The sequence below is a fragment of the Bacteroidales bacterium genome (genome assembly GCA_035647615.1).
Lineage (GTDB): Bacteria > Bacteroidota > Bacteroidia > Bacteroidales > 4484-276 > SABY01.
The window spans coordinates 36394-57795 of record DASRND010000009.1 but is presented as its reverse complement, the minus strand read 5'-3'; the positions used below and the strand labels follow the sequence as shown (position 1 = coordinate 57795).

Sequence of the window (21402 nt, the reverse complement as noted above, 5' to 3'; positions counted from 1 at the left end):
ATATTTCCGGAGCCAGGAAAAACCTCTTCAACGGGGAGAGTTGAATTTTGTTTTTAATGATTTATTTGTGATTTGTAATTTCTATTTCTCCCTCCACCTGCCGTCTTTTTTAATCATTTCTACCAGCGCATCTACGGCTTCCTCTTCGGGTACGTCGTGCTGCACTTGCGTGTGACCGCGATATAGCGCTACTTTCCCTGCGCCCATGCCCACATAGCCGTAGTCGGCGTCGGCCATTTCGCCTGGCCCATTGACGACGCAGCCCATCACCGCTATTTTGAGACCTTTTAGATGGCAGGTTGCAGCTTTTACTTTTTGCAGCGACGCCTGAATGTCGTAACGGGTGCGCCCGCAGGATGGACAAGCAATAAACTCCGTTTTGCTGATGCGTGCACCGCAGGCTTGCAAAAGTGTATAGGCCAGGCTCACAAAATCCTGGCGATGCTCCTCGTCAGATTCAAGCCAAATTCCGTCGCCGAGGCCATCGAGAAACAGTGGCCCAAAGTCGATGGCTGCAGAGATGGCTGATGCGGCTGCGTCGCCGGAATAGGTTTTATGCAAAATCACCGGAATGCGCAATTCGTCCTGATGCAACTCTTCAAAAAATCTCCGGAAGGAATATACTGCCGGCGCTTTCCGGCTGGTTGCCATTACCGGTTGATTGTAGTCCTCATCATTTGATGTTTCGTCCAAAGAAACTCGTTGCCAGCGCTTTTGCGCTGATTGGTTTGCATTGATTACTATATCCGGTTTTTCACATGTGTAATCTCCTGCCTCTGCCAACACCAGTGGTTCCACAATGGCAGTTTTGAGTTGCGATCGCTTCGAAAACCGCGGATTATAACTAAACGGATCGTAGAAAAAATCGTTAAAAACATCTGTAACCAATGCTTTCTTTTCCTGCTTTAGGTAATTGAGAATGCTGTGTGCTACCGGCACCTCATTCACCGGGTCTTCGGTAAGCGAAACGCGGATGGTGTCGCCGATGCCGTCGGCCAGCAATGTTCCAATACCTACGGCCGATTTTACGCGGCCTTCGATGCCGTCGCCTGATTCGGTTACGCCCAGATGCACCGGATAATCCATGCCTTCGTCCATCATCTTTTTTACTAAAAGTCGTGTGGCATGAACCATTACGCGTACGTTGCTGGCTTTCATCGAGAGGATGATTTGATGGAAATCCATCTCGCGGCAAATCCGTACAAATTCCAAAGCAGCCTCCACCATGCCTTCGGGGGTGTTGCCGTATCGATGGATGATGCGACGACCCAACGAGCCGTGGTTGGAGCCGATGCGTATGACCGTGTTGTGTTCTTTACAAATTTTGATGAGCGGACTGATTTTTTGGCGCACCTTGTCGAGTGCTTTCTGATATTGCTGCGGCGTATAGTTGATGTTGCGCGGTTCGGCACCGGTGTAGTTGCCCGGATTGATGCGCACTTTTTCGACGATGGCAGCAGCTACTTCGGCAGCTTTGGGACTGTAATGAATATCTGCGATAAGCGGAATGTTATAACCCTGCTTTTGCAACTCCTGTTTGATCAAGGCCAGGTTTGCGGCTTCTTTTACGCCGGGCGCAGTAATGCGCACCAGCTCACAGCCTGCCTGATAAAGCTGTATGGTCTGTCGCACCGAAGCGGCGGTATCCATGGTGCTGGTGTTGGTCATACTTTGCACGCGAACGGGATTGCTCCCGCCAACGGCTACCGTGCCTACCATTATCTCTCTTGTCATGAAACGCTGATTCATCTGTCGATTTTTGATCATTAGCAAATATAAAAAAACCTGCCTGCAAAACTACAAAGCGGAGCTTTTGGTGTAACTGTCGCAAAGATTTGTTTGGTTTGTAACATCCAAACTATGCCAAAGCATCTTTTCTGATAAAGTGGAAAAGAGCAGGGTGCAGGGCGTGTGGCGCAAAGGGCCAAGAACTGGACGCTGGGGACAAAAGTTTTTTCCATTCATCGACTTTTTTTGAATATCGAACCGAAGAATAACGAATAATGAAGTGAAGAAAGCAAGGCGCTGGGCGCAAAGGGCAAAACGCTGGCAAATACATGATCGTGATTTCTGTTCTTCTTTACTATCGTCTTATTTTTTTGTGCCTTTAGGCACATGATATGGGTAGAAAAAATATGCGCGCTCCTAATCTCGTCCCGTGTGGGACGAAATAATTTATTGCATTGCGCTTTCTACCCATATCGAATCCCTATGGGATGATTCCCCAATGCTTCGATAATCGCATGAAGACACTATAACAAACCTTTTCTCACTTCAAAATACAGCGATTCGATATTCTTTTTTTATTTTACCAGCTGCAGTCCCTCTGTGGCCGAGCTGTCGCCGGGGCGAATGAGCAAAACTTTGCGGAACAAAACCTCGGCTTCGCGCAGTTTGCCAAGTTTCAGGCTTGTCCATGCGTACATCACGTTGGCGTCATAATCGAACGGATAGAGGTTGGCCACTTTCTCGAAAAGTTTCAGTGCCTGCAGGTAATCCTCGCTGCTGTATAGGATCAATCCCAGGCGGTAACTGGCGGTGGTGTTGTTGGGGTCGATCTGCAATATTTTCTCGTATTGGGTTATTACCACCGCCCAGTTGCCAAGCGCCGCCAGCGGATAGACATACCCAAGCCTCGCCTCGATGGCGTACGGGCTGAGATTTACGGCACGCAGATAATACGCCGACGACTCGGTGAAGCTGCCCTGCATGTAATAAAGCCATCCCAAACGGAGATTTATCGCATAGGAATTTTCGTCGTAAACGGATTTGAGCTGTGCCACGGCATCGCTGTAATTGCCTTTGGTTTCGAGCGCATAGCTTTGGCTGAAAGCATTTTCGATGGTTTTAAAATCCTGCCCCTGAAGCTGCGGAATCCAAGCCATTGTTATGATAAGCAAGGTTGCTATTTTTAGTTTCATTTTCAAAATTGCCATTTTATTCCTCCGATAAAGGTGTTGAAATTATAATCTTTTTCCAAAACGATGTAATCCTGATTATTAATATAGCCAACGTAATTGCTGGTGCGCCGCATCAGGCGGTAGCGCAACGAAACTTCCAAATGGTTTCCGGCGACCCAGGTGAGCAATGCCTCCGCCTTAAAGCGCGCTTCCTCCGGTATGTTGAACAACACAAAAGCATTTTGCTCGGTGTAACCGCGCAGGTTGCCAATGGTTGCCGAAACATCAAGCCACAGCTTCGGCAGCACCCGTGTACCGACACTCTGGTGAAATATCAGGTGGCCTTCATTAATATCATCACCTAAGACAGTGAGGCCCGTGCGGGTGAAAAGCTTTAGGTTTCCCAATGGATAAACATTTACAAAAACGCCGGTTTGCCAGCCATTGCTGCCATCAAACGATGCAAGAGCACCGTTCAATGCGGTAGAAAAAATTCCAAACTCTTTACTGATGCCAAGCCAAAACAAATTATCATGACGCGTCGATGAAAGGGTATCAGGAACAAGCCCCTGGAAGCCATCATATCGAAAATTCCTGACATCGTAACGGGTGCGGGTAAGATGCCAGGCGGGTGTTAGCTTCCATCCCGGTGATGGAGTGTATTGCAGGTTCCCATAATATTCCTGCTGAACAGCCGTGTGGTGAAAATCGGGATTAGGCTTCCGTTGATAATTTACCTGTTGCGTTGCATCCACCGAAATAAAGGTGGCGCCGTGGTAAGTCTGTAACTGTGGCAGCACATTGAAGTTGATGCCGGCGTGATAATATTGCAGATTGTCGTAATACCAGGCTTGATTATAAATGGAATCGGCATGCTGACGGTTTTGGTAGTGATTGTGCAGATCGTCGGTAGCGCCAAAACCGGGGCCTCCTTCGATGTAAAGTTGATCAACGACCGGGGCTTTTTGTAATTCCAGCCGCTGGCGGTGAGCGGTGGTGAGTTGTGATAGTAAAACGCGCGCATCTGCGGTGCGTCCCGAAAGGAGATAGCTGTAATAGAGATATTCGGTGGCAGCCTCGTCGATAGGATTCAGTTGTCGCGCCTGACGGAAAAACGGAATGGAGCGGCGGTAATTTTGTGTTGAGTAAAAGGCAATACCCACACGCATTTGCATGTAAAAATGATCGACGCCTGCCCGAATTGCATCGGTGCCTGTCCGGATAAGTTCATCCCACTGCTGCTGCTGATACAACGCATACGTCAAACTGTCGGCATTTTGCACCTGCTGCCCCGAAACCAGTGCCGGAAAAATCAACAGTCCCCACAACAGCAGGATGCCACACAGACCGAAGAATTTTTTTAAAACTGACTGCATTTTCATGATTCTGTTTCGGTAGCGTTGAGGGTGATTTTTGGGCTTTTCATCCCAAATTTCTCGATTCTGTTGTGATTCACAATGATTTCAAAATTCATCCGACGACCTGATTTGCCGCCGTAATGCAGCCGGGCCTCCGAAGCCATTCGTATTTTGCTGCCGGAGAGGTCATCTTTAAAATCAACATATCTCATCTCGAAATCGGCGTGCATAAAGATGTGAAAGGGCGCCACAAAGTCCTGCCAAAACCTGATAAAGCTGTTTTTGAATACAGCCAGCGGAAACTGATCGGTGAGTTGCAGGTGGTCGTAATAGCCCAACGCAACTTTATAACAGCCGAGATAAAAATAGTAAAGCAGCGAAGTGTCGTCGCCGGAAAAATGGGTGAAATAAAACAAAGTTCCGTCATTTTTGAACCAGGCCTTGGCGCCACTCTGGATGCATTGCAAGTAGGTCTGGTTATAAAGATCGCTTTTTACTTCCCAGCTTACACTTTGTTCGGGTTGCTCATTTTGCGACCAGGCAAAAGTGATGGTTTGTCCCGGTACAAAATTGAAGGCGTCAAAAAGAGAGTTATTGCGTGTGATGCCGTTAACGGTGTCGCCATTTATCGGACGATCGAAAGTTTTTAATTGATGTGCCTTTTCCGTTTTCACAATGTATTTGGCGATGGGATAATCGTGCGTATGGGAGCCGATGTAAGGATTTTCCTGTAATTGGAAATGGATGTGTGGTTCCGGTGAGCGACCAGAGTTGCCTACTTTGGCAAGCAAAGCGCCACGCTTTATCACGTCACCTTTGTTTACCGCGAAGCTGCCTTTACGCAGATGGCTTATTTTACTGTAAAGTTTTTCGGCATGCCAGATGATGATGGTGTTGCCCCAGTTTTGCTCCAGATTTACCTTCCCGATGGCATTGTCGTCGATGCCGTCGAGGATTTCCTGCACCACGCCGTCGGCAGGCGCTATCACCGATTGGTTGAAAGAATAATAATCTTCGGGACGATTGCCGGTGCCGGAGAAAGTTTTTCCCTGCTCATCGGTGATTTCAAAATCCCAGGCATGGCGCCATGCCTGCTGGTGGGTGAGTTCGCCCTGATGTCCCTGCGTCACCGTCCACTCGCCATAAAAAGGCAGGACTATTGGGGTTTGCTGTGCTGCAAGATCAAAACGACTGGCATAATTATGCTGCGTGTAAAGGTTTTTCTCAGGTGAAAATTGCTGCACCACCACCAGCTCCGGTTTTTTGTTATGATGCTGTCTGAATTTCATCACATAAATAAACAAGACCACCACCACATTAAAAGCCAGCGAAAAAATACTCAGGTGTAGATTTTGAAATAAAGTAGACGTTGAGGTGATAATGATAGAGATGATGGGCGTGAGCAGCAGTACCCACAAAAACGACCACCGCGACGGGATGATAAAAAATCCGCCGATGGCAATGGCCGTCAGGATATAGTTGAAACCGATGTAAAAATAGCTTAGCTCGCCAAGGTTGGCACCGATAAAAAGATAATAAAAATAGGCAGAGAAAAATCCTGTAACCGAGAGCAGAAAGGCGATCCGCGAATAGATGATCAGGCCGATGGCGATGAGGATGCCGGCCAGCAAATGGTGCTGAAAAAATATTGCTCCAAGCGACTGGAAATACATCAGCAAGGCAGGATGAATAGGTAGATTGTTGATGTAATGATAAATGTCAACCAGCAGCGGCCCGCCGTAATCGTACATCTCATTGAGAATGTAGAGGCCGCGTTCGCTCATCTGCAGTTCGGTAAACTGCCGCGCCGCCAGGCTCACCGTCCAGATGGCCAAAAGGAAAGGCCACGCCAGATAAGGTAAGCCATATTTGCCAAAGTAATTTTCGAGCCAGATAGTGATGAAAAGCGTGAACAAGGCCGCAAAAAATAGTAGTACAAAAAAAGCCAGGCCGGGCTGGTAATAAATGCCTAATCCCAAACCAACGAGCAAAGCATTAAAACCATAATAACCCTGGCTGATTCCAAAACGGTTGAAGCCAATGAGCTGCGCAGCAACGTTAGCGATCAGCACGGCCAGCAAGCCACCTAGCCCGGCATGCCAGTCAAAAAAGGTAACGATCACCAGGATGACAGCAAAGATTTTGTTTTTGCTGAAGAATACCTGCGAATAGCTGTTGAGTATTCCGTCAACAAAATGGAGTAACTGCTTTCGGGTGGTCGTTACCATCTGGTTCTGCTTGTTGATATTTTGTGGTGTTTGCTTTAGCTTTCGACCGTAAAAATTGCCCTGAACAATTATTTAGCGAAAGCGAAAAATGAATGGTTTAAAGTTCAAAAGTTTTGAGATGTTCGGGCGTATTTTCCATGTGGATAAAGTTGTCGAGCGTTTCAGCCTGGCGGATTACGTGCACGTTGCTTTCCTGATCGATGAGCACGATGCGCGGCCGCAGCGTGATAAACTGCATCCACTGCGTCATGTTGTAGGCGCCCACCTGATGGATTACAAAATGGTCGCCTTTGTTGAGCAGCGGCAGCAGTGCGTTGTCACGAATTACATCGATGTTCATGCAGAGTGGCCCATACACGGTGGTGTATTCCGAAAAGTGCGTAAATTCCTGTGCAGGCGAAATCTTATGGTCGTACCATAGGGAGGTGAACAAGAGGTTGACGCCGATATCGATGATGGTGGTGCGTTTGCCGATTGCGCTTCTTTTGTTGGAGAGCACGGTTCCGAGGATGAATCCGGCTTCGTCGATCAGGGCGCGGCCGGTTTCGAGGATGAGCAGCGGCAGGTTGTCGGGCGGGAAATTAGCGCGCAGCAGTGCCGAGGAAATCTCTTCGGCAAAGTCGTCGATGTTGGGATTTACGTCCTGCCCGGGCAGGTACGAGCCTTTCAGCGTATTGCGCGACGGGAAACCGCCACCGAGGTCGATGTATTTTATCTGGTGATTGTATTTCTTTTGAATCCCCAGCGCCAGATCGCTAAGTTTGTTGACGGCTACTCCATAAGCTTTGGTGGTGAGCATAAAAGTGCCTATGTGGCAATGCAAGCCCACCAGCTCCATTTTGCCCGATGCCATGATTTTGTTGATAACATCCCACGCCTGGCCATTTTCGTAATTGAAACCAAAACGATCCCAAATCGGATAAATGCCCGTGTCCATGTTTACACGGATGGCTACGCGTGGTTTTTTATCCATCTCTTCGGTCAGGCTTATGATTGTGTAAAGCTCGTCGAGATGATCGATGTGGATGAGCGACTCATTTTGGATTGCTTTCTTCAGATCATCCTCCGTTTTGTCGGGGCCGTTGAAGATGATGTGTTTGCCTGAAACGCCATTGCGCAAAGCTTTGTCGTATTCAAATCCCGAAACCACTTCGGCCCAGGAGCCTTCCTGGTGGAATATTTTACACACCGCATCCAGATAGTTGGTTTTGTACGACCAGGCAAACTGTACGCGCGGATAGCGGTTTTTAAAAGCCTTTAGCGCGCGGCGGTATGTATTGCGGATGGTGCTTTCGGAGAGCACAAAGAGTGGCGATCCGTATTTTTCTATCAGATCCTGCACCTTCACGCCATCGATACTGGTTTTGGGAAAATTTTTGGGTTTCATTCCAAACTTGTTGGGCATGTCGTTTTCTACTCTTTTTATCAGCGGGCGTTCGTATCGTTGCTTTTCCATTGTTGTATTTTGGTTTTGATTTCTTTATTAATAACTAAAAACTAAAGTTCGCCGGTGGTGGAGATGGTTTGAAATTCCTCCATGTCCACGATCATATCCCAGGCATAGCGGATAAACATTTTACCTACGGCATATTCGCCCAAAGGCTCCACCTTTTGCCCCATAGCCAGCTTCACCAGCGCTTCGGGGATGTTGTGCCCCACGCCCACAGCCAGATAAATCCAGGCAGGGATGCGCGGGTTGATCTCGAGCACATAAAAGTCGTTGTCCTTGTTTTTCATCAGCTCCAGCTCAAAGCCGCCTTTCCATTTGGTACCGCTGATAAACTTGTCGGTGAGCGCGAGCATGCGTTTATCGGAGATGGAGATGCCGCCCCAGGCTTTGCCCTTGTCGGTGATGTATTGCTTGCGCATGGGCACTGCCGAAACCGTTCGTCCAGTTCCGTCGCCCAGCCCGGTAACGTTGAATTCGATGCCGTGTACAAACTCCTGAATGATCACGGGCAATCCCCACTTGGCGGTGATGCGGTGGAAAAATGTCTTTACCTGATCCTGGTTGTAAGCCACGTAGGCATCGTAGTAGCGGCCTTTGACCAGCAGCGGATAATCGAATTCGCTGCTAAGTTTGTAAATCTCGCTAATGTCGTTAATAACCTTGCTCTTGGGCACCAGCAGTCCATATTTCTCACCAAACTCCGGCAGGTTTGTTTTGTGACGTTCTTCAAACTGCTCCATCGTGGGCAGGCACATGTGGATGCCGCGCTCTTTGAGTTGCGCTTCGAGGCGGATGTAGGGATAAAGCTCAGCATCGAAGTTGGGAATGATTACGTCGAGTTTCTCCTGCGCATGTATGTATTCGAGGCGCTCCAGGATGGTTTCGATGCCCGAAGAGGGATAGGGAATCTGATAGGTTTTGTCCACCAGATCGTGCATGTAGAGGCCTGGCTCCAGCGACTCATAAGCTAGCCCAATGATGCGCACGTCGAAGCTCTCGGCTTCACGCAATGCGCGTATTACCGCCACGCCTGGCCCGGGGCTGTCGATGGCGTTGAGCGCCGATACAGCTATGGTTAGCTTGGGTTTTTTATTCATTGTCTGCTATCGAGAAGTTTTTTAATAAACCTAAAAAATCCTCTGCATCCTTTTCGAGCGTCTGGACATCAGTGGCATATCGCGCGTGCAGATCAGCAGTGATTGCCTCTACATTTTTGCCCTCTTTGAGCAGTTTTATTATTTCCACCCCGATCGGATTTACTGTAAAGGATTCGCCGGTGTCGGGATTGAAAATAAATCCCGAATCGCTTACGGCCACATTATTTTTAATCTTTATCATGATGCAATTATTTTAATGTTTCATTAAATCTAAAAATTCAAAATTTATCATTGAATTTATTTCACCACCAGCTTTCGGGCGGGTGTATTGTAACCTTCGGTAACGATGCTGTAGAAATAAATTCCGGATGGCAGTTGTGCGGTGTTTATCTGCACATGGTTGGCGCCGGCATTCACCGGAAGTTCAATAATCATCCTGCCAGCTTCGTCCTGAAGTTTTAAAACAGCACTGCTGATGCCTTCGGGCAGCTTGCACGGCACGATGGCGTAATCGGTAGCCGGGTTGGGAAAGGCTTCGGCAAAAGGCTGCCCCAGGGGCTGATGCTCTCCCACCGGAACATAGCTGCCCGGAAGATCATACAAGTTGGTTTGCATAGTGTAGGGATACACCGAATAGTCGTAAATATAGGCAATCATCTTCACGCCTGGCTCACCGAGATCATACACATACACATACTGCGCGCCGGGGATGCTCAGCAACTGCGACCCGGTTTCGGTAACGATTTTAGTGGTGTAAGTATAATATTGATTCACTTCGTCATAGGTGTAATAAATGTAGCAGAGAGCCACCTCGCTGCCGTTGGTAAACAATCCTTCCGCAGGGTAGCGGATGTCGTAAAGATAATGATTGGCAGGCACCGTCAGATTGATGGTTTTCCAAAGGCTCTGGTTTAGATTATAGATGCGTGCCTGGTTGGCGATTACGTCCATCACATAAAACTTGGTTCCGGAGTTGGCAAGCCACACATAGGTTCCCGAATGGTTGTACTGGCCTGCAGGAGTGATCTGTGAAAACAAAGGCTGCATGGCCAGAAATATTGCAAAAGTAAAGAGCAGTTTTTTCATTGTATGATTTCTAATAAATTTTAAGCAAGATTGATTTCAATGACTTAACATGAATGCCCGATGAGCCGAAAAAGTGTATGGTTTTCTATTTTTTTTGTATAAAGTTTTCGCCAGAAGAAAAATCGTTCTATTCTGCTGACTGCAATTGCCGCGCATTAATGTAATATCCGCCTGTGGTAACGACGCGTGCGCCGGCAGGCAGAGGCTTCGCCAGTTTTACGCTAACAAAGCCATCTTCGGCATATCCGGTAGTGATGGCGGCGCGATCGAAAAACATTTGCTCGCTGCCCTCCGGTGTGGTGGTGTAGAAGATATATGGATTAACGCTACTACTATTCATAATAGCGCCTTCGGGCAGCGCATCGAAAAGCTCCTCGCCGGTGTGTATTTTGGAGGCTACGAACATACCCGGCAGCAGGCTTTCGTTGCTATTTTCGAAACTTGCCCTCACCAGCACTACACGCCCGGCTTGCTGCACCGACGCGCCACGCGAAATGACCACTGCCTCATGTTCGGTAGCATCTATGTTCGATAAATTGAAACTCACCCGCTGTCCTTCTTGTATTTTCATAATGTCTTTCTCAAAAACCTCCAGCTCTACCAACAGCTTCTTGCGGCACGATACCTCAAAGAGCAGCTCGTTTTCCGAAACGTTTTTGCCAATGCTGGCCATGATGTCGTTTACGATACCCCGGATGGGCGATACCACCGGAACACGGCTATACATATTGTCGGCAGTGATGGTTTTGGCATCCAGACCCATCTGCGCCAGAATAATCGACATGGCGCGTGAGCGGCCTTTGGCGGTTTCAAAATCCGTTTGTGTTTGCAGAAACTTCTTTTCGGAGCTTACTTTTTCGTCGTAGAGTTTTCGTTGCCGCTCATATTCATTTTCGAGAAATCGCAATTGCTGCTCATTGATGAGATATTCCTGCTGAAGATTGATCAGGTTGGGATGTGTGAGGTAACACAACGGCTGTCCTTTGCTGACGATTTGCCCCAGCGTAACTTCTATAGAGGTAACCACGCCTCCTGTTAGCGGACTTATCAACGCATGGGATTCTGGTGGCAGCGCCAATACACCGCGGGCATTCACATCGCCCGAAAGCAAAACCTTTTCAATCGAACCAAACTCGAAACCCGCCAGCTCCATCTGCTGCTGCGTGAGCATTGTTTTTCCATCGATGCCCTCCGGTACATTATTTTCGGTGGGTTCCGGCTCCGAACCGCAGCTGGCTATCAGAAGCAGCAGCATAAATAGCAGAATCGTATTGTTCTTTTTTATTAATAAAAAAAACTGCCGGCTGCTGACTTTTATGAAGATAGATTTTAATCTCATGATTTAGTTGTTGTTGGCATTGATGATTTCTTCAAGTTGGATGATGGTGAGGTTGTAATTGGCAAGCAGCTCCAGATAATCATATTTGATTTGATAAGCGTGTGAGATGCTCATCACAAATTCAAAATAGGTCATTTCGCCGGCCATAAGGCTGGTTTGGCTGTCGGTGAGTATCTGGTCGGCTTTTGCGAGAGCTTGCGCTTCGAATCTGTCCACCATCTGCTGCACAAGTATTAGCTGGTTGGCCAGTCGGTGCAGCTCGCTGTTGAGGCGTGTCCGTTGGAAATCGAGTTCCGCTATCACCTGCTGTTGCTGCAATTTGGCCACCTGCACCTGCGCCTGCTGCGGCCAGAACCACAGCGGCACGCTCACACCCACCTGCCAACCATCGAAACCGGTGGTTTCGTCGATGGTTTGGTTGAAATATCCCACGTTGAAAGCCGGAAAATATTTGTTGCGCTCTACGCTAAGCGCCGCTTCCATCAGGTTGCTTTTGGTTTGCAGATAAGCAAGCGAAGGGGCGCTGTTTTCGGTAATTTCAGCAGGCAATGCCGGCGCCGGCAGCTTTAGCATTTGTTGCCCCGGAACATAGCTTCCGCTGATTCCCAATAAGTTTTTGAGCATTTGCTCGTATTCGTTTTGCGCCATCAGGTTGGTGTACATCTTATTTTCGATGGACAGCGCTTGTGTTTCAGCTACCGATTGCGTGAGCAACGGCACTTCCCCGGTTTGGTAGCGGAGCTGCACCGCCCTGGTGAAATCCCTGTAAATACTTTCTTCCTGCTGCGTCAGTTGGTGTTTGGCGTAAGCCGTCATCCATTGGATGTACAATGTTTTGATCTGTCGTAAAATGGCTGCTTCGGTAACCACAAATTCGCTTTGGCGCATCAGCAGATTGCGTTTTTGCAGTTTGCTGCGGCTGATATAAACGGTAGGAAAAGCTACCGACTGACTGATGCTGAGGTGCCGGTCGCTGAGTGCCGAGTTGATTTGTCCCCATTCGTAAGTAGCTTCGGGAGCGGGCAGGTCGAAAGCCGTTTTGCGCAACTTGTCGGCAATCTCCACATTGATGCGCGCATTTTTGAGTTCGTAATTATTTTCGACGGCCATCTGCAGCGCCTGTTGCAGCGAAAGGGTTTGCGGGCGCTCCTGATTTTGTGCTGAGAGTGCAGCGGGAATAATCAACAGTAAAAGCCACAAGGGTATTTTCATTTTACGCTTAAACGATATTTTAATTTTTTCATTAAAAATAAGATACAAAATCGGCAGCACTACCAGCGTGAGGAAAGTGGCAGAAGTGATACCACCAATGACCACCGTTGCTAGCGGACGCTGCACCTCGGCGCCGGCAGCGGTGGAGATGGCCATGGGTAAAAAGCCCAGCGCCGCCACAAAAGAGGTCATCAGCACCGGACGCAACCGGTCGGCGGTACCAACGCGAACACGTTCGTAAATGTCGGTGATGCCTTCTTTTTCGAGTTGGTTATAATAGGAAATCAACACGATGCCATCGAGAACAGCAACGCCAAAGAGCGCAATAAACCCGACGCCACCGGAGATGCTAAAAGGCATGTCGCGAAGGTAGAGCGCCCAGATTCCGCCAACGGCTGCCAGCGGAATGGCTGTAAATACCATCAACGATTGCTTCACCGAATGGAAAGCAAAATAGAGCAGTATAAATATCAGCGCAAGCGCCACGGGAACAGCTACGCCGGAAGAGCGCTGGGCGGCACGCAGGTTCTCGAAAGAGCCGCCATAAGTTAAGTAGTAGCCGGCAGGCAGTGTGAGATTTGCCGAAAGGCGCTCGTCCATTTCCTTCACAAACGACTCCACATCACGGTTGCGCACATTGATGCCGACAACAATACGGCGTTTGGTGTCGTCGCGCGAGATTTGCATGGGGCCTTCTTTAAACGAAATATCGGCCACCTGACTCAGCAGCACCAACTTCTGACCCGGTCGGTTTATACGCAGATTTTGCAGACTGTTCTGGTTGGTTCGGTAGTTTTCGGCGAGGCGCACCACCAGCTCAAAACGCCGTTCACCCTCAAAGACAACTCCGGCGGCCTCGCCGGCAAAAGCTGCACGGATAATCTTGTTCACTTCTTTGATGTTTACATCGTAAAGCGCCAGCTTGTCATAATCGTAGTTCACCACGATTTGTGGCAGGCCTACAATATGCTCTACGCGCACATCGCCGGCTCCGGCAATCTTATCGATGATAGCGGCAGCCTGATTTGCTTTTTCATAGAGAATATCCAGCTCTTCGCCGTAGATTTTTACAGCAACATCAGATCTTACGCCTGTCATCAGCTCGTTAAAACGCAATTGGATAGGCTGCGTAAATTCAAAAGAAATGCCGGCCAGAACGTCGAGTTCCTGTTTCATCAGCTGCATCAGATCTTCGCGGTTGTCCGCTGAAACCCATTCGCTCTTTGGTTTCATCACTATCATGATATCGGCATCTTCTACCGCCATGGGGTCGGTGGGTATTTCAGCAGTTCCTATTTTGGAGACTACGCTTTGCACCTCCGGGAACCTCTCAAGAAGGATTTTCTCAGCTTTGGTGCTGGTAGCAATACTTTCGGAGAGCGACGATCCGGGCGGCAGTGTCATCTGCGCAGCGATGTCGCCTTCTTCGAGGGTAGGCAGGAATTCGCCGCCCATCCGCGAGAACTGATAAAAGCTCACCGCCAGCAATACCACCACCAAAAGGATTACCGTAAATTTATAGCGCATTGCTACCTCCAAGGTGGGCCGGTGCATACGTTTGAAAAAATTCATGATGCGGTCGGCAATGTTGGTTTTATGACTCACTTTTCTGCTTAAAGCCAACGAAGAAATCATGGGAACATAGGTGAACGAAAGCAGTAAAGCGCCAATGAGTGCAAAGCTGACGGTTTGCGCCATAGGTTTGAACATCTTACCTTCGATTCCTGTAAAAGCAAGGATGGGCAGATAGACGATGAGGATGATGACTATGCCAAAAACGGCGGCACGGCTCACACGGTGGCCCGCCTGGGAGATGCTCTCGTCGAGCTGCGACTGGGTGATTTTTCCTTTGTAGTTGCGATGCAATTGGTGAATGATGCCCTCGACGATGATCACCGTGCCATCTACGATCATCCCAAAGTCGAGAGCCCCCAGGCTCATCAGGTTGGCCGAGACCCCAAAGAGGTTCATCATCGAAAAAGCAAATAGCATCGAGAGCGGGATCACGGAAGCTACGATAAGGCCGGCGCGCAGGTTGCCCAGCAGCAGCACCAGCACAAAGATAACGATGAGCCCGCCCAGGATGAGGTTTTCGCTTACGGTGTTGATAGTTTTGTGGATTAGCTCGGAGCGGTCGAGGTAGGGATTGATAGTGATGCCTTCGGGTAGGATTTTGTGTAGCTCTTCAATGCGTGATTTCACATTCTTTACTACCTGGTTTGAATTTTCGCCCTTAAGCATCAGGGTGATGCCGCCCACTACTTCGCCTTTGCCATCCTTGGTCATAGCTCCAAAACGCGGTGGTGCGCCAAATTGAACGGTGGCTACGTCTTTTATTTTGACAGGCACGCCGCCTTGTTTTTTTACAAGGATGTTACCAATATCGTCTAAATTTTTCACCAAACCTTCGGCGCGGATATAGTAGGCGTTCGGACCTTTTTCGATGTAGCTGCCGCCGGTATTTTGGTTGTTTTGCTCCAGGGCTTCAAAAATTTCAGAAATGGTTAAATTCATTCCCACGAGGGTGCGCGGGTCGATGGTTACTTCGTATTGTTTTACCAATCCGCCAAAACTGCTTATTTCGACAATTCCCGGTATTCCCGAAAGGAAACGCTTTACAATCCAGTCCTGAATGGTACGAATCTCCATGAGCGAATACATGTCTTCATAGCCGGGCTTGGGTTCGAGTACATACTGGTAAATTTCGCCAAGGCCGGTGGTCACGGGCATCATTTCGGGGGAGCCCATACCGTCGGGGATGTCGCCTTCGGCCATTTTTATCTGCTCACTCACCAGTTGGCGCGCCAAATAAGAATTCACTTTATCTTTAAAAACAATGGTTACCACCGAGAGACCATAGCGCGAGATGGAGCGTATTTCCGTAACGTCCTGAATATTGGCCATGGCAATCTCTACCGGGAAGCTGATAAATTGCTCTATCTCCTGCGGTGCCAGCGATGGTGAAACGGTAATCACCTGTACCTGGTTGTTGGTAATGTCGGGCACCGCGTCGATGGCCAGCGTGCTGAAGTTATAAATTCCCCAGGCAACCATCGCCAGAGTGAGCAAACCTACGATGAGTCGGTTTTTGATGGAGAATTCGATAATTCGGTCGAGCATGGGTGTAGGATGAAATGATGAAAAACACTTGCAATGTTAAGAAAAATTCTCAAAAAACGCAGGATTTATGCTTGCCTTTGAGCTAAATAGAAAAAGGGAAGCCTATTTAGGCAGCCCTTTTCCTGGAGTTACAAACTTTGGAATCGGGAACATTATTCTTTACGCATAATATTGGAATTGTCTTTAGCCGGAAATGAACAGACACAGAAACCATTGCCCACCTGCCAGGGCGATGAGGTAATCTCATCATAGAGTTCCTGGGAAATATACTGCGGTGTGTAGGTAAGACCCTGGAAAGTAAGATGTGCGTGGAAAGCACGCAGATGATTGCGCGAGCCGCGCAGGAGCTGCTGCAGGGTGTAGGTGATGTCGGTATTGTCCACATTATTAGCCAAATCTACCATCAGGTCGTTGATGTCGAGGTCTTCGATGGTGGCTCCCACTATAAGCGCATCCTGAAACGAGGCGGAACCCATTGCTGTAAGTGTATCATAGAGCGCCTGAAGCACCAGCTCCTGAAATATTCCCTGCTGATGGTTGGCAGCCGGATCGGGCAATTCGTATTTTTCGAGCAGGGCAAGCATGGCCGTGGTGTGGATGGTTTCGCTTTTGCTGATGTTGTTGAAAACCGGCACCGAATAAAGTGCGTACATGGCCACATATACATCATGCGCCAGCAGCTCTTCTTCGCGCATGTATGTTATTGCAGCGAGTTCACTTTCTGAGATTTCTTCGACAGGCATGCTATTGATACAGTCGTAAATGCATTGAATGATTACATCATTGTCAGGGTTTTGTTCTTCGAGTTGCAGCGACTTCTCGGCAGGACTTACGTATTTGTAAACTTCATCCATGTGCGATGCCTCGCTCTTGGAGCATTGTAACATCAAAAAACTAACAGCGGTTATAGCCATTATCAGCCAGATTGGTGCATTTCTTGTTTTCATAATAAAATAGTTTTTGTGAATAATTCTTGAAACGTCAAAAGTAGAGCGTTTGCCGCGGGTAGCTTTTATGAAACTATCATTAAGATGTATAAGATTTTCGTTTGAATGCCCCCTGGGTTTTCTAAAAAGTATTTTTGCACCCGTTCAAGACGAATAAAAAATATAGTTTTAGAAGACCGATATTTTGGAAATATGAACAAGCAACGACTCGAAATCCCTGATTTATTAAAAGGTGTGGCAGTGATGCTGATGGTGCAGGTGCACCTTACGGAGTTGTTTGCCACGCCTGATTTTTATGCAAGCCTTGCCGGCAAAATCTCACTGTTTTTGGGAGGACCACCGGCAGCGCCTGCATTTATGGCTGTGATGGGATTTTTCCTGGCGCGCAAAGCGCAGCCGCTGCTTCAACAGATTAAAAGAGGATTGCTGTTGCTGCTTTTGGGTTTCGCTCTCAACATAGGCTTGAACCTGCATTTGCTTATCAAAATCGTTTCGGGCAGTTATCAGCTCGACCCGTTGCGCTATATTTTTGGTGTCGATATTTTGTTTCTTGCCGGTATTTCTATCGTGGTGGTGGCCTTGCTGCGACCTTTGCTCCAAAAACGATGGGTGCTCTGGTTGTTGCTGATACCAGTGAGCGCCCTGGCAAATCGTTGGCTGCCGGTTTATGGTGGCGAAGCGCAATGGCTTCGTTATCTGCAGGCTTATTTTTGGGGACATTATTCCTGGTCTTTCTTTCCGTTTTTCCCATGGTTTTCCTATGTGCTGACGGGCTATGTTTTTTATCTGATTTATGAGCGATTTGCCCGCTTCATTACTATTAAATTCCGAAGAATTTCCGGTCTGGTTTTGCTGATACTGATCGTTTCCACCTTTGCGTATGGCTTTCGGGTGGCTACGTTACTCGAAGTGTATTATCATCACAGCGCTTTATTCGTTGCCTGGACGGCGGCCTTTATACTGCTCTGGACGCTGGCGTTGGCCTTGCTTAACAAGCTGGCCGGCAAAACCACTCTAATAAAATACCTGCGGTGGGCCGGAAAAAATGTCACGGCATTTTATGTGGTGCAGTGGCTCATCATCGGCAATATTGCCACAGCCATCTACCGAACTCAGGCAGGATGGACGCTACCGTTGTGGTTTATCGGAGTAGTTGGAGTTAGCAGCTTGTTGATTTTGGTTTACAGGGCGCAGGGCTCAAAGAGCAAGGCGCAGGGCACAAGGCAGTGAACTTCTTTTTTTTGAATATCGAATCGCAAATAATGATGGAAAAAACCACTTCAAAATTCAACATTCCCTTTTCTTTTGCAGGCTACGCTATTCTCCTGTGAGATGGCTTTGTATCATTGGTGTGTACCATTTTTATTTCGGTTTGTTTATCTTTGACGCCGAAAATATTTTGGTACTGATTTACATAAAATTGAGAAATTCTGATGAAAAAAATATTTGATGCATTGTTCTCGATGCACCTCACCGTGGTATTGTTGCTCATGTTTGCACTCTCGGCGGCCATGGCCACCTTTATCGAAAACGACTACGGAACCATAGCGGCGCGTGTGGCCGTTTACGAAGCTACCTGGTTTGAAATATTGCTTGCACTATTGGTCATAAATCTGGCTGGCAGCCTGGTGATTCATCATTCGTGGCGCCGCAAGAAGTACGCGTTGTTTATGTTTCACCTGGCTTTTATTATAATCTTTGTAGGTGCTGGCATCACGCGGTTTTTTAGTTATGAAGGGATGATGCACATCCGTGAAGGGGAAACCAGCAGCGAGATCACCAGCACCAGCACCTTCCTCACTGCCACATATCAAAGCGGCGGCGAGACCTTTTATGAGCAGCAGCATGTGCTCATGTCGCCCTATGATAGGAAGGCACCCAACTTTAAATTGAATACACCTGACGGTAATTTTAAGATAGAAACTATAGGATATATTGCCAACGCAAACCTCGAAGTTGTTCCTGTTAAGGGCGGAAATCCTATCGCATCGCTGTTTGTGATGAGTGGCATGCAGCGCGAAACCATTACTCTATCTTCGGGCGAGGTGCGACAGGTGGGAAATATGCAGATGAGTTTCGATAGCGGCGAAATGCTTGCAGGCGAATTGCAGTTGATGTTCGACGGTAGCCGGCTGATGTTTCAGGCTGCCGACACCATTTTTATCACCAACATGGGATCAGAGGTAAGCGGCTATATTTTGCCCCATCAAAAGGCGGAGATGCAGCCGATGCAGCTATACGACCTGGGGAAGAGCCGCATCGTTTTGCGCAGCTTCGAGCCAAGCGGCACCCTACAACCGGTGCCGGTCTCCAACCAAATGCAGCTGGCCACAGGATTGGATGCTGTGATGTTGCGGATCAGCAGCGGTAACAGCACCGTGAGCACCTGGGTTACCGGAAACCGTGGCGTGCAAGGCAAAGCAGATCCTGTTGAAATTGATGGAAAGACTTTACAAATCGCTTATGGCGCCATTACCATCCCCATTCCTTTTGCTTTGCAACTCAACGAATTCATTCTCGATCGCTATCCTGGCTCGAACAGTCCGTCTTCATACGCCAGCGAGGTGACGCTTATTGACACCGAACGCGACAACCGCTTTGACTTTCGCATTTTCATGAATCATATCCTCAATTACCGTGGCTATCGCTTTTACCAGTCGTCGTACGATACCGACGAACAAGGGACGGTGCTTTCGGTAAACCACGATGGCCTGGGAACGATCGTAACCTACATCGGCTATTTTTTGATGGCGTTGGGAATGTTGATGGCGCTGATAAGTAAGCGTTCACGGTTTGGATATCTATTAAATAAAATAACCGAAACACGTCGCAAAAAAATGAACCTGCTGCAGGTAATTCTTTTGATGTTGATGATTACGACGGCCATGTCTGCCACTTCGCAGGAGATGACCGACGTGAACGGCACACAGGTTCCGGTGATCGACCGCGAACATGCCAAAAAATTTGGTGAACTGATCGTGCTGGGACCCGGCAACCGTCTGGAGCCGGTAAACTCACTCACCGGTCAGTTGACGCGTAAATTCACCGGCAGCACCAACTTCGCAGGACTCACCTCCGACCAGATTGTATTGGGGATCATTACCGATCCGGCGCTGTGGCAAACGGTGCCGCTTCTTAAAACGACAAACAAAGAGCTGCGCGAACAGCTCGGCATCAGCGGAAAATACGCCAGCTTCTCCGACTTTTTTCAGGACGGAAAAACCACCAACTACCTTATGAGCCAATGGGTGGAAACGGCTTATCAGAAGAAAAGCATGGACCAAACCAAGTTTGATAAAGAGGTGATAAAGATGGATGAGAAGGTCAATATTTTCTATTTTATTCATACCTACAACTACCTGAAGCTATTTCCAAAAACAACGGATCCGGCCGACAAGTGGTTTGCTCCTAACGAAGAAGTGACGGGCATGCCTGCCGACGACAGCAACTTTGTGCGCAACGTCATTCCGCTTTACGCTAATACATTGGCCGAAGCCTTGACCAGCGGTAACTATGCAACTCCCAACGACATCGTAGATGACATCGATATTTACCAACGCAAATATGCCGGCGACCTGCTGCCCTCCGACATGCATCGCCGCATCGAAATTATTTATAACAAAGTAGAGATTTTTGAACGGCTTTTCCGCTATTACGGTTTGGTAGGATTGATATTCCTGTTGGTGCTTTTTGCTAAATTGGTGACGCCAAAGCTGAAAATAAATTTTTTTAAAAATGTCCTTATCGGAATATTGGCGGTGATGTACCTATTTCAGACGCTGGGTATCGTGGCACGGTGGTATATCTCCGGTCATGCGCCATTGAGCAACGGCTACGAGAGCATGATATTTATTGCCTGGGCTACCATGACGGGCGGCTTCCTGCTTTCGCGCCGCAGCAATATTGCCCTGGCAGCTACCACAGTGCTGGCGTCGCTCACCCTGTTTGTGGCGCATCTCAACTGGATGAATCCCGAGGTAACCAACCTGGTGCCGGTACTCAAGTCGATATGGCTAACCATTCACGTGGCCATCATCACTTCGAGCTATGGGTTTTTAGGGCTTGGAATGATTCTGGGACTTTTCAACCTGCTGCTGATGATCTTCCAGAACCGTAATAACCTGGTGAGTTTTAATCTGACCATCCGTGAGATTTCGCTTACTGCGGAGGCCACGATTATTATCGGATTGTATATGCTTACCATCGGAACTTTCCTGGGCGGCGTGTGGGCCAACGAGTCGTGGGGGCGCTACTGGGGCTGGGATCCCAAAGAAACCTGGGCGCTGATAACGATTCTGGTTTATGCCGTGATTGTTCATCTCAACTTTATACCCGGTATCATGGGGCGCTACGTGTTCAATGCGCTGGCGGTGGTGGGGTTCAGCTCGGTGCTGATGACCTATTTCGGTGTGAATTACTACCTGTCGGGGCTGCACAGCTACGCTGCCGGCGATCCGGTGCCGATACCCGCTTTTGTTTATTACACCATTGCCATTCTTTTAGTAATTCTGATATTTGCCTATATCAAAAATTCTAAAACCAAAACACTGATACGCACCTTGCAACGGGAAGGAAATCAGGAGACGGGGATGGAAGAAAATAGGTAGAAAGATTTTGGTTAAACCGCGAAGACGCTGAGACGCAGAGGAAAATGAATAAAAAAAA

The 21402-nt window shown here is 48.2% G+C and carries 13 protein-coding genes; 2 read left to right on the top strand and 11 right to left on the bottom strand.

What is annotated here, in order from left to right:
- Positions 1-81 precede the first annotated feature (81 nt).
- The 11 genes from ispG to VFC92_04265 all read right to left on the bottom strand — a co-directional run bounded on the left by ispG (position 82) and on the right by VFC92_04265 (position 16737).
- Positions 82-1749 carry a (E)-4-hydroxy-3-methylbut-2-enyl-diphosphate synthase gene (gene ispG / locus VFC92_04315; GenBank protein ID HZK07403.1) on the bottom strand — a complete coding sequence of 556 codons (1668 nt, stop codon included), beginning with the start codon at positions 1747-1749 and terminating at the stop codon, positions 82-84.
- Positions 1750-2303: 554 nt separating this feature from the next.
- A complete protein-coding gene (locus VFC92_04310) occupies positions 2304-2921 on the bottom strand; it encodes a tetratricopeptide repeat protein (GenBank protein HZK07402.1) in 618 nt (205 codons plus the stop codon).
- A 2-nt stretch (positions 2922-2923) separates the two neighbouring features.
- Positions 2924-4282 (bottom strand): hypothetical protein, encoded by a 1359-nt coding sequence (locus tag VFC92_04305; GenBank protein ID HZK07401.1) that lies wholly within the window; start codon positions 4280-4282, stop codon positions 2924-2926.
- Positions 4279-6486 (bottom strand): urea transporter, encoded by a 2208-nt coding sequence (locus VFC92_04300; protein HZK07400.1) that lies wholly within the window; start codon positions 6484-6486, stop codon positions 4279-4281. The genes VFC92_04305 and VFC92_04300 overlap by 4 nt, the downstream gene beginning before the upstream one ends.
- A gap of 97 nt (positions 6487-6583) precedes the next feature.
- Complete coding sequence (locus VFC92_04295; protein ID HZK07399.1) at positions 6584-7942, bottom strand: hypothetical protein; 1359 nt, start codon at positions 7940-7942, stop codon at positions 6584-6586.
- A 41-nt stretch (positions 7943-7983) separates the two neighbouring features.
- On the bottom strand, positions 7984-9033 hold the full coding sequence (locus tag VFC92_04290) for an ATP-grasp domain-containing protein (protein ID HZK07398.1): 1050 nt from the start codon (positions 9031-9033) through the stop codon (positions 7984-7986).
- A complete protein-coding gene (locus tag VFC92_04285) occupies positions 9026-9274 on the bottom strand; it encodes a PqqD family protein (protein HZK07397.1) in 249 nt (82 codons plus the stop codon). Before VFC92_04285 ends, VFC92_04290 begins: the two co-directional genes overlap by 8 nt.
- A gap of 56 nt (positions 9275-9330) precedes the next feature.
- Positions 9331-10119 (bottom strand): T9SS type A sorting domain-containing protein, encoded by a 789-nt coding sequence (locus VFC92_04280; protein ID HZK07396.1) that lies wholly within the window; start codon positions 10117-10119, stop codon positions 9331-9333.
- Between the two features lie 127 nt (positions 10120-10246).
- Positions 10247-11458, bottom strand: a complete 1212-nt coding sequence (locus tag VFC92_04275; protein ID HZK07395.1) for an efflux RND transporter periplasmic adaptor subunit — start codon at positions 11456-11458, stop codon at positions 10247-10249.
- 3 nt (positions 11459-11461) lie between these two features.
- On the bottom strand, positions 11462-15790 hold the full coding sequence (locus VFC92_04270) for a CusA/CzcA family heavy metal efflux RND transporter (GenBank protein HZK07394.1): 4329 nt from the start codon (positions 15788-15790) through the stop codon (positions 11462-11464).
- Positions 15791-15942: 152 nt separating this feature from the next.
- Positions 15943-16737 (bottom strand): DUF2202 domain-containing protein, encoded by a 795-nt coding sequence (locus tag VFC92_04265; GenBank protein ID HZK07393.1) that lies wholly within the window; start codon positions 16735-16737, stop codon positions 15943-15945.
- 192 nt (positions 16738-16929) lie between these two features.
- Between VFC92_04265 and VFC92_04260 the strand changes: the two genes are divergently transcribed.
- Positions 16930-17967 carry an acyltransferase family protein gene (locus tag VFC92_04260; protein HZK07392.1) on the top strand — a complete coding sequence of 346 codons (1038 nt, stop codon included), beginning with the start codon at positions 16930-16932 and terminating at the stop codon, positions 17965-17967.
- A 203-nt stretch (positions 17968-18170) separates the two neighbouring features.
- The gene (gene ccsA / locus VFC92_04255; GenBank protein HZK07391.1) at positions 18171-21344 is read left to right on the top strand and encodes a cytochrome c biogenesis protein CcsA; all 3174 of its coding nucleotides are present in this window, start codon (positions 18171-18173) and stop codon (positions 21342-21344) included.
- Positions 21345-21402: the final 58 nt, after the last annotated feature.